Origin of the sequence: Spirillospora sp. NPDC046719, from assembly GCF_040645715.1 — a bacterium.
Classification (GTDB): Bacteria; Actinomycetota; Actinomycetes; order Streptosporangiales; family Streptosporangiaceae; genus Spirillospora.
On record NZ_JBEYYT010000466.1, the window covers coordinates 1 to 7,042 of the forward strand.

Below are 7,042 nucleotides of genomic sequence, written 5' to 3' on the forward strand. Positions count from 1 at the left end.
GGTTCGCGCCGTGCAGCGGCCACAGCGGCGCGGCGATCAGGTGGTCCCAGCAGGAATGGCGGCGGCCGCGGCGCTGCCGCCGCAGCTCGCGGGGGGTCCGCACGCGGATCGCGGGCGGCCGGGCGGGGCGGGTCACCGCCTCCGGGGGGCGCCGCCCCTCACATCGCTGACGCTCATGGTGGGCGCACTTGTCGGCGTGCGCGGGCCATCACCGGCGGGTCGCTGAACACCACGAGTGTAGCCGGGTAGAGTCCGCCGCATGCGCATGGAACTGGTCATGCTGATGCTGCCCGGCGTCCTCGTCGCACTGATCGTGTTCGCGTCGGTCAAGCGCCCGGACGAGCCGGAGGACTGACCGGCCCCCGGTCAGCCGGGGTCGCGGCGCCGCAGGTACCGCTCGAACTCGCGGGCGATCGCGTCGCCGCTCGCCTCGGGCAGCTCGGTGGCGTCCTTCTGCTCCTCCAGCGTGCGCACGTACTCGGCGACCTCGGAGTCCTCCTCGGCGAGCTCGTTGACGCCGTTCTCCCAGGCCCGCGCCTCCTCGGGCAGCTCGCCCAGCGGGACGGTGACGTCCAGCAGGTCCTCGACGCGGCGCAGCAGCGCCAGCGTCGCCTTCGGCGACGGCGGCTGCGCGACGTAGTGCGGGACGGCCGCCCACAACGACACGGTGTCCAGGTCGGCCTTGGCGCAGGCGTCCTGCAGCACCCCGAGGATCCCGGTGGGGCCCTGGTAGCGGGCGGGCTCGAGGTGCAGGGTGCTGACCAGCCCGGCCTCGGACGCGGCGCCGGTGACCGGCACGGGGCGGGTGTGCGGCGCGTCGGCGAGCAGCGCGCCGAGCAGCACCACGTTGCGCACGTCCAGCTCCAGCATCAGCCCGACCAGCTCGCGGCAGAACGACCGCCACCGCATGTTCGGCTCGATGCCGTGGATCAGCACGACGTCCTTGCCGTTGGGGAGCCGCGCCCACGACACGCGGGTGGTGGGCCAGGTGATGTCGCGGGTCTCCCCGTCGACCATCTCCACGATCGGGCGGGTGACCTGGAAGTCGTAGTAGTCGTCGGGGTCGAGTTCGGCGATCGGTACCGCGTCCCAGCTGGACTCCAGGTGCTGGATGACCCCGCTCGCGGCCTCCCCGGCGTCGTTCCATCCCTCAAAGGCGGCCACGAGCACCGGTTCGACGAGCTCCGGCACGCTCTCCAGCTCGATCACGCGCTGCCTCCTTCCGACGCCTGGGTACAGCGTCACCGGCGGGGGTCTCATTCCCGGGGTCGGGGGCCCCGCTCATGATCGGTGGCTGTCAGCCTACGTCCTGACAGTGACCTACCCCACCGTTCCGCCGCCAGACCCCCGCGCTGTACGCCCGCGGCGGAACGGAGGTCACGATCGGATCACTTGCCGTCGGTCGTGTGCACGATCAGCACGTCGCAGGGGGACCGGTGCGACAGGTTCGCCGGGACGGAGCCGAGGATGCGGCCGGCGAGGCTGTTGAGGCCCCGGTTCCCGATCACGACCAGCTCGGCGCCGCGCTCCTTGGCGAGGCGGCTGATGACGTCGACGGCGTCGCCCTCGACGGACTCCTGCTGGATGTCCCGGGCGCCCGCCGCCACGGCCCGCTCGCGCGCCGCGCGCAGCGCGTCGTCGGCGGGGGTGGAGCCCTGCACCTTGTAGGCCAGGTCGCCGAGCCGGTCGGCGGCGCTGGCGCGCTCGCGCTCGGGCATCGGGCTGTAGGCGGAGGCGAGCAGCAGGGTGGCGCCGGTCGCGGCGGCCAGCTGCGCGGCCCGGTCGACCGCGCGGAACGAGGAGTCCGAGCCGTCGGTGCCGACGAGGATGATGCGGTACGCGCTCATGCCGTTCCTTACCCGTTGGTAGTAACTGGGGGCACGTTATCGGTCGGGTGACCCATCCGTCACCGTCTTCTTGCACGGCCCGTCCAGTTCCGCGGGGCACCGCGTTCCCGCGCCTCTCGGCGCCTTGGAGGGCCGTTCCGCCATGTGGACGGATCGGAGGGCGCCGGAGACCCGCGGATAGTCTGGGACCCCATGAGCACTCCCGTTCCGCATTCCCTGCGTCAGGCCCTGAAGGAGCGCGTCGTCGTGGCCGACGGGGGCATGGGGACGATGCTCCAGGACGCCGGCCCCACCCTGGAGGACTTCCAGGGCCACGAGGGCTGCAACGAGATCCTCAACGTCACCCGGCCCGACATCGTCCGCTCGGTGCACGAGGCGTACCTCGCGGCGGGCGTCGACTGCGTCGAGACCAACACCTTCGGCGCCAACCTCGGCAACCTCGGCGAGTACGGCATCACCGACCGGATCTTCGAGCTGGCGGAGGCGGGCGCCCGGATCGCCCGCGAGGCCGCCGACGCGTTCGCCGCGCCGGACCGGCCCCGCTGGGTGATCGGGTCGGTCGGCCCCGGCACCAAGCTGCCCACCCTCGGGCACGTCCCGTTCGCCGAGCTCCGCGACGCCTACCGGCGCAACGTCGAGGGACTGCTCGCGGGCGGCGCCGACGCGGTGCTGGTGGAGACCTGCCAGGACCTCCTGCAGGCCAAGGCCGCGCTGATCGGCGCCCGCCGCGCCATCGCCGCCGCCGGCACCGACACGGTCCTGATCGGGCAGGTGACGATCGAGCAGAACGGCGCCATGCTGATGGGCTCGGAGATCGGCGCCGCGCTGACCGCCCTGGAGCCGCTCGGCCTCGACCTCATCGGCCTGAACTGCGCCACCGGCCCCGCCGAGATGAGCGAGCACCTGCGCTACCTCGCCCGGCACGCCCGCATCGGGCTGTCGTGCATGCCGAACGCCGGGCTGCCGGAGCTGACCGCCGACGGAGCCCGCTACCCGCTCACCCCCGAGCAGCTGGCCGCCGCGCACGACGCCTTCACCCGCGACTACGGGCTGTCGCTCGTCGGCGGCTGCTGCGGCACCACGCCCGAGCACCTGCGGCTGGTCGTCGAGCGGGTCCGCGGGCGGGAGGTCGCCGAGCGGCGACCCCGTCCCGAGCCGGGCGCCTCGTCGCTCTACCAGCACGTCCCGTTCCGGCAGGACACCTCCTACCTGGCGATCGGGGAGCGGACCAACGCCAACGGATCCAGGGCGTTCCGGGAGGCGATGCTGGAGCGCCGCTGGGACGACTGCGTGAAGATCGCCCGCGACCAGGCCCGCGACGGCGCCCACCTGCTGGACCTGTGCGTCGACTACGTCGGCCGCGACGGCGTCGCCGACATGAAGGAGCTGGCGTTCCGGCTCGCCACCGCCGCGACGCCGCCGATCGTGCTGGACTCCACCGAGGTCCCGGTGATCGAGGCGGGGCTGGAGATGCTCGGCGGCCGCGCCGTCGTCAACTCCGTCAGCTTCGAGGACGGCGACGGAGAGGGCTCCAAGCTGCGCCGGCTGATGCCGGTCGTCCGCGAGCACGGCGCCGCCGTCGTGGTGATGTGCATCGACGAGGAGGGCCAGGCCCGCACCGCCGCCCGCAAGGTCGCGATCGCCTCCCGGATGATCGCCGAGCTGACCGGCCGCTGGGGGATGCGCGTCCAGGACGTCGTCGTCGACTGCCTCACCTTCACCATCGGCACCGGCCAGGAGGAGTCGCGCCGCGACGCGCTGGAGACGATCGAGGCGATCCGCGAGCTGAAGCGCCGCCATCCCGACGTGCAGACCACCCTCGGGCTGTCGAACGTGTCGTTCGGCCTGAACCCGGCGGCGCGGGCCGTGCTGAACTCGGTGTTCATGCACGAGTGCGTGGACGCCGGCCTCGACTCGGCGATCGTGCACGCGTCGAAGATCCTGCCGATGGCGCGCGTCCCCGAGGAACAGCGCAAGGTCGCCCTCGACCTGATCTACGACCGCCGCTCCGGCGGCTACGACCCGCTGCACGCGTTCATGCAGCTGTTCGAGGGCGTCGACACCGCCGCGCTGAAGGCCGACCGGGCCGCGGAGCTGCTGGCGCTGCCGCTGTGGGAGCGGCTGAAGCGCCGGATCGTCGACGGCGAGCTCGACGGCCTGGACGCCGACCTGGCCGAGGCGCTGGCGCAGCGCCCCGCCCTGGAGATCGTCAACGACGTGCTGCTGGACGGCATGAAGACGGTCGGCGAGCTGTTCGGGTCCGGGCAGATGCAGCTGCCGTTCGTGCTGCAGTCCGCCGAGGTGATGAAGACCGCCGTCGCGCGCCTCGAACCGCACATGCAGAGGTCCGAGGACGGCGGCAAGGGCCGGATCGTGCTCGCCACCGTCAAGGGCGACGTCCACGACATCGGCAAGAACCTCGTCGACATCATCCTGTCCAACAACGGCTACGACGTCGTCAACATCGGCATCAAGCAGCCGGTGTCGGCGATCCTGGAGGCCGCCCGCGAGCACCGCGCCGACGTGATCGGCATGTCCGGGCTGCTGGTGAAGTCCACCGTGGTCATGAAGGAGAACCTCGAGGAGCTGAACGCCCGCGGCCTGGCGGGGGAGTGGCCGGTGCTGCTGGGCGGCGCCGCCCTCACCCGCGCCTACGTCGAGCAGGACCTCGCCGCGCTGTACGACGGCGAGGTCCGCTACGCCCGCGACGCGTTCGAGGGGCTGCGGCTGATGGACGCGTTCATGGCCGTCAAGCGCGGCGAGGAGGGCGCGAGCCTGCCGCCGCTGCGCGAGCGCCGGGTGCGGCGCGGCGCGACCCTCGACGTCACCGAGCCGCAGGACATGCCCGCCCGCTCCGACGTCGCCACCGGCAACCGGGTCCCCGAGCCGCCGTTCTGGGGCACCCGGGTCGTCAAGGGCCTCGCCCTCGCCGACTACGCCGCCTGCCTCGACGAGCGCGCTACCTTCATGGGCCAGTGGGGCCTCAAGCCGTCGCGCGGCGGGGACGGCTCCACCTACGAGGAGCTGGTGGAGACCGAGGGGCGGCCCCGGCTGCGGATGTGGCTGGACCGTGTCCAGACCGAGGGCCTGATCGAGGCCGGAGTCGTGTACGGCTACTTTCCGGCCGTGTCGGAGGGCGACGACCTGGTCGTCCTCAACGAGGACGGGTCGGAGCGGGAGCGGTTCACGTTCCCGCGCCAGCGCCGCGACCGGCACCTGTGCCTGTCCGACTTCTTCCGGCCCCGCGAGTCGGGCGAGACCGACGTGGTCGCGCTGCAGCTCGTCACGATGGGCCCGCGGATCGCCGAGGCGACCGCGGAGCTGTTCGCCAAGAACGCCTACCGCGACTACCTCGAGCTGCACGGGCTGTCGGTGCAGCTCACCGAGGCGCTGATGGAGTACTGGCACGCCCGGATCCGCGCCGAGCTCGGCTTCGGCGGCGAGGACTCCGCCGACATCGAGGACTTCTTCAAGCTCGGCTACCGCGGCGCCCGGTTCTCCTTCGGCTACGCGGCCTGCCCCGACCTGGAGGACCGTACCAAGCTCGTCGGGCTGCTGGACCCGGGCCGCATCGGGGTGACGCTGTCGGAGGAGCTGCAACTGGCGCCCGAGCAGTCGGCGGACGCGCTGGTCGTCCACCACCCGGAGGCCAAGTACTTCAACACGTGACGGCGCACGCCGCACGGCCGCACACGGCACACGGCACACGGCGCGCGGGACGCGCGCCGTCGGCGACGAGGAAGGGAAGGACGATTTGGGGGACGGTCACGGGGGCCTTCAGGCCGTGCTGTTCGACATGGACGGGCTGCTGGTCGACTCCGAGCGGGTGTGGCTGGAGGTCGAGTCGCAGGTGGTCGCGTGGCTCGGCGGCGAGTGGGGCGAGGAGCACCAGCGGGCGCTGGTGGGCGGGTCCCTCGGCGTCGCGGTCGACTACATGCTGCGGCTGACCGGCGCGGACGTCCCGCCCGAGGAGGTGGGGCGGCGGATGCTGGACGGCATGCACGAGCGGCTGAGCGAGAGCGTGCCGCTGATGCCGGGCGCCAAGGAGCTGCTGGTGGAGCTGAAGGACGCGGGCGTCACCGCGGCGCTGGTGTCCTCCAGCCACCGGCGGCTGATCGATCCGGTGCTGGACGCGGTCGGCCGCGGGTTCTTCGCGCTCAGCGTCGCCGGCGACGAGGTCGCGCGCACCAAGCCCGACCCGGAGCCGTACCTGACCGCGGTGGCCCGCCTGGGCGCGGTCCCGGGCCGCTGCGTCGTGCTGGAGGACTCCCCGAACGGGGTCGCCGCGGGGGAGGCGGCGGGCTGCGTGACGGTCGCGGTGCCGAGCGTCCTGCCGATCCCGCCGGCGCCCGGACGCACCGTGGCCGCGTCGCTGCGCGAGGTGACCCTGGAACGGCTGTTCTCGCTGGTCGGATGAGGTCCGGCGCTCCCGGGACGGGCCCCGTCGACCGGTTCGACGTCCAACCGTTGCGCGACGTTGATCTTTTACGGCGACGCCCGGGCACGGCCCTGCTCTGGCCTGCGGGCGCGTGCCCCGGTGGGGGCAGGGGGCGGCCGCGACCCCGGGCGGCGGTCCCTAGGGGACGGATCACGCCGGAGGAGGAGACTGGAATGTCCGCAAACCGTCCGCCGGGAGGAGCGGAATCGGGGCCCGGACGTGTGACGATGGAGGGAGCAGCGCCCGCAGAGCAGCACCGTACGGAGTGAGGGGCCGACATGAGCGACACGGCGATCGATCTGATCAGCCTCGGGGTGACCCTGGTCGGGCTGGTCATCAGCTGGGGGGTCTACCGGCGCCGCGGGGCGGCGTCGGGGATGCGCGGCGCCGCGCTGTCGCTGGTGCCGCTGGCCGCCGCGATGACCGGGGTGACCGAGTTCTTCGTCGACCTGGCGTTCAGCCCGGTGAAGTGGGCCGGGGTCGGGGTGGCGGGGCTGGCCGTCCTGCTCTACCTGACCTCGGGCGCGATGCTGAGCCGCCGGGCGGGCGGCGAATCCGGCGACGGCGGCGGCGGGAAGGCCGCGGCGCGCGGCAAGGGCGAGCCGAAGGCGGCCGGGCGCGGCGGCAAGCCCCGGGGCGAGGTGGGCGGCGCGCAGCCGTCCGGCGACCCGGAGATGGCGGAGATCGAGAAGATCCTGCGCGACCGCGGCATCTCCTGACGCCCGGTCCCGGCGGGTCCGGCGGCGGGCCGGGACGT

At 73.2% G+C, this 7,042-nt stretch carries 5 protein-coding genes; 3 read left to right on the plus strand and 2 right to left on the minus strand.

The features are described from left to right. Positions 1-366 precede the first annotated feature (366 nt). Together ABZ914_RS43160 and ABZ914_RS43165 are read right to left on the minus strand one after the other, a co-directional pair. Entirely contained in the window at positions 367-1,209 is an 843-nt protein-coding gene (locus ABZ914_RS43160) for a PAC2 family protein (protein WP_208268080.1), read from the minus strand. Positions 1,210-1,388: 179 nt separating this feature from the next. Continuing rightward, a complete protein-coding gene (locus ABZ914_RS43165; protein WP_387018134.1) occupies positions 1,389-1,847 on the minus strand; it encodes a universal stress protein in 459 nt (152 codons plus the stop codon). A 192-nt stretch (positions 1,848-2,039) separates the two neighbouring features. Here ABZ914_RS43165 and metH point away from each other — a divergent pair, with 192 nt between their 5' ends. The 3 genes from metH to ABZ914_RS43180 all read left to right on the plus strand — a co-directional run bounded on the left by metH (position 2,040) and on the right by ABZ914_RS43180 (position 7,004). Next, on the plus strand, positions 2,040-5,516 hold the full coding sequence (metH, locus tag ABZ914_RS43170) for a methionine synthase (RefSeq protein ID WP_500200567.1): 3,477 nt from the start codon (positions 2,040-2,042) through the stop codon (positions 5,514-5,516). 85 nt (positions 5,517-5,601) lie between these two features. Next, a complete protein-coding gene (locus ABZ914_RS43175) occupies positions 5,602-6,264 on the plus strand; it encodes an HAD family hydrolase (protein ID WP_190857214.1) in 663 nt (220 codons plus the stop codon). A gap of 299 nt (positions 6,265-6,563) precedes the next feature. After that, a complete protein-coding gene (locus ABZ914_RS43180; RefSeq protein WP_500200568.1) occupies positions 6,564-7,004 on the plus strand; it encodes a hypothetical protein in 441 nt (146 codons plus the stop codon). Positions 7,005-7,042 lie beyond the last annotated feature (38 nt).

Excerpts from the sequence above, each read along its gene's own strand:
- ABZ914_RS43180 (WP_500200568.1), top strand. The coding sequence starts at position 6,564 with ATGAGCGACACGGCGATCGATCTGATCAGCCTCGGGGTGACCCTGGTC.
- metH (WP_500200567.1), top strand. The coding sequence starts at position 2,040 with ATGAGCACTCCCGTTCCGCATTCCCTGCGTCAGGCCCTGAAGGAGCGC.
- ABZ914_RS43165 (WP_387018134.1), bottom strand. The coding sequence starts at position 1,847 with ATGAGCGCGTACCGCATCATCCTCGTCGGCACCGACGGCTCGGACTCC.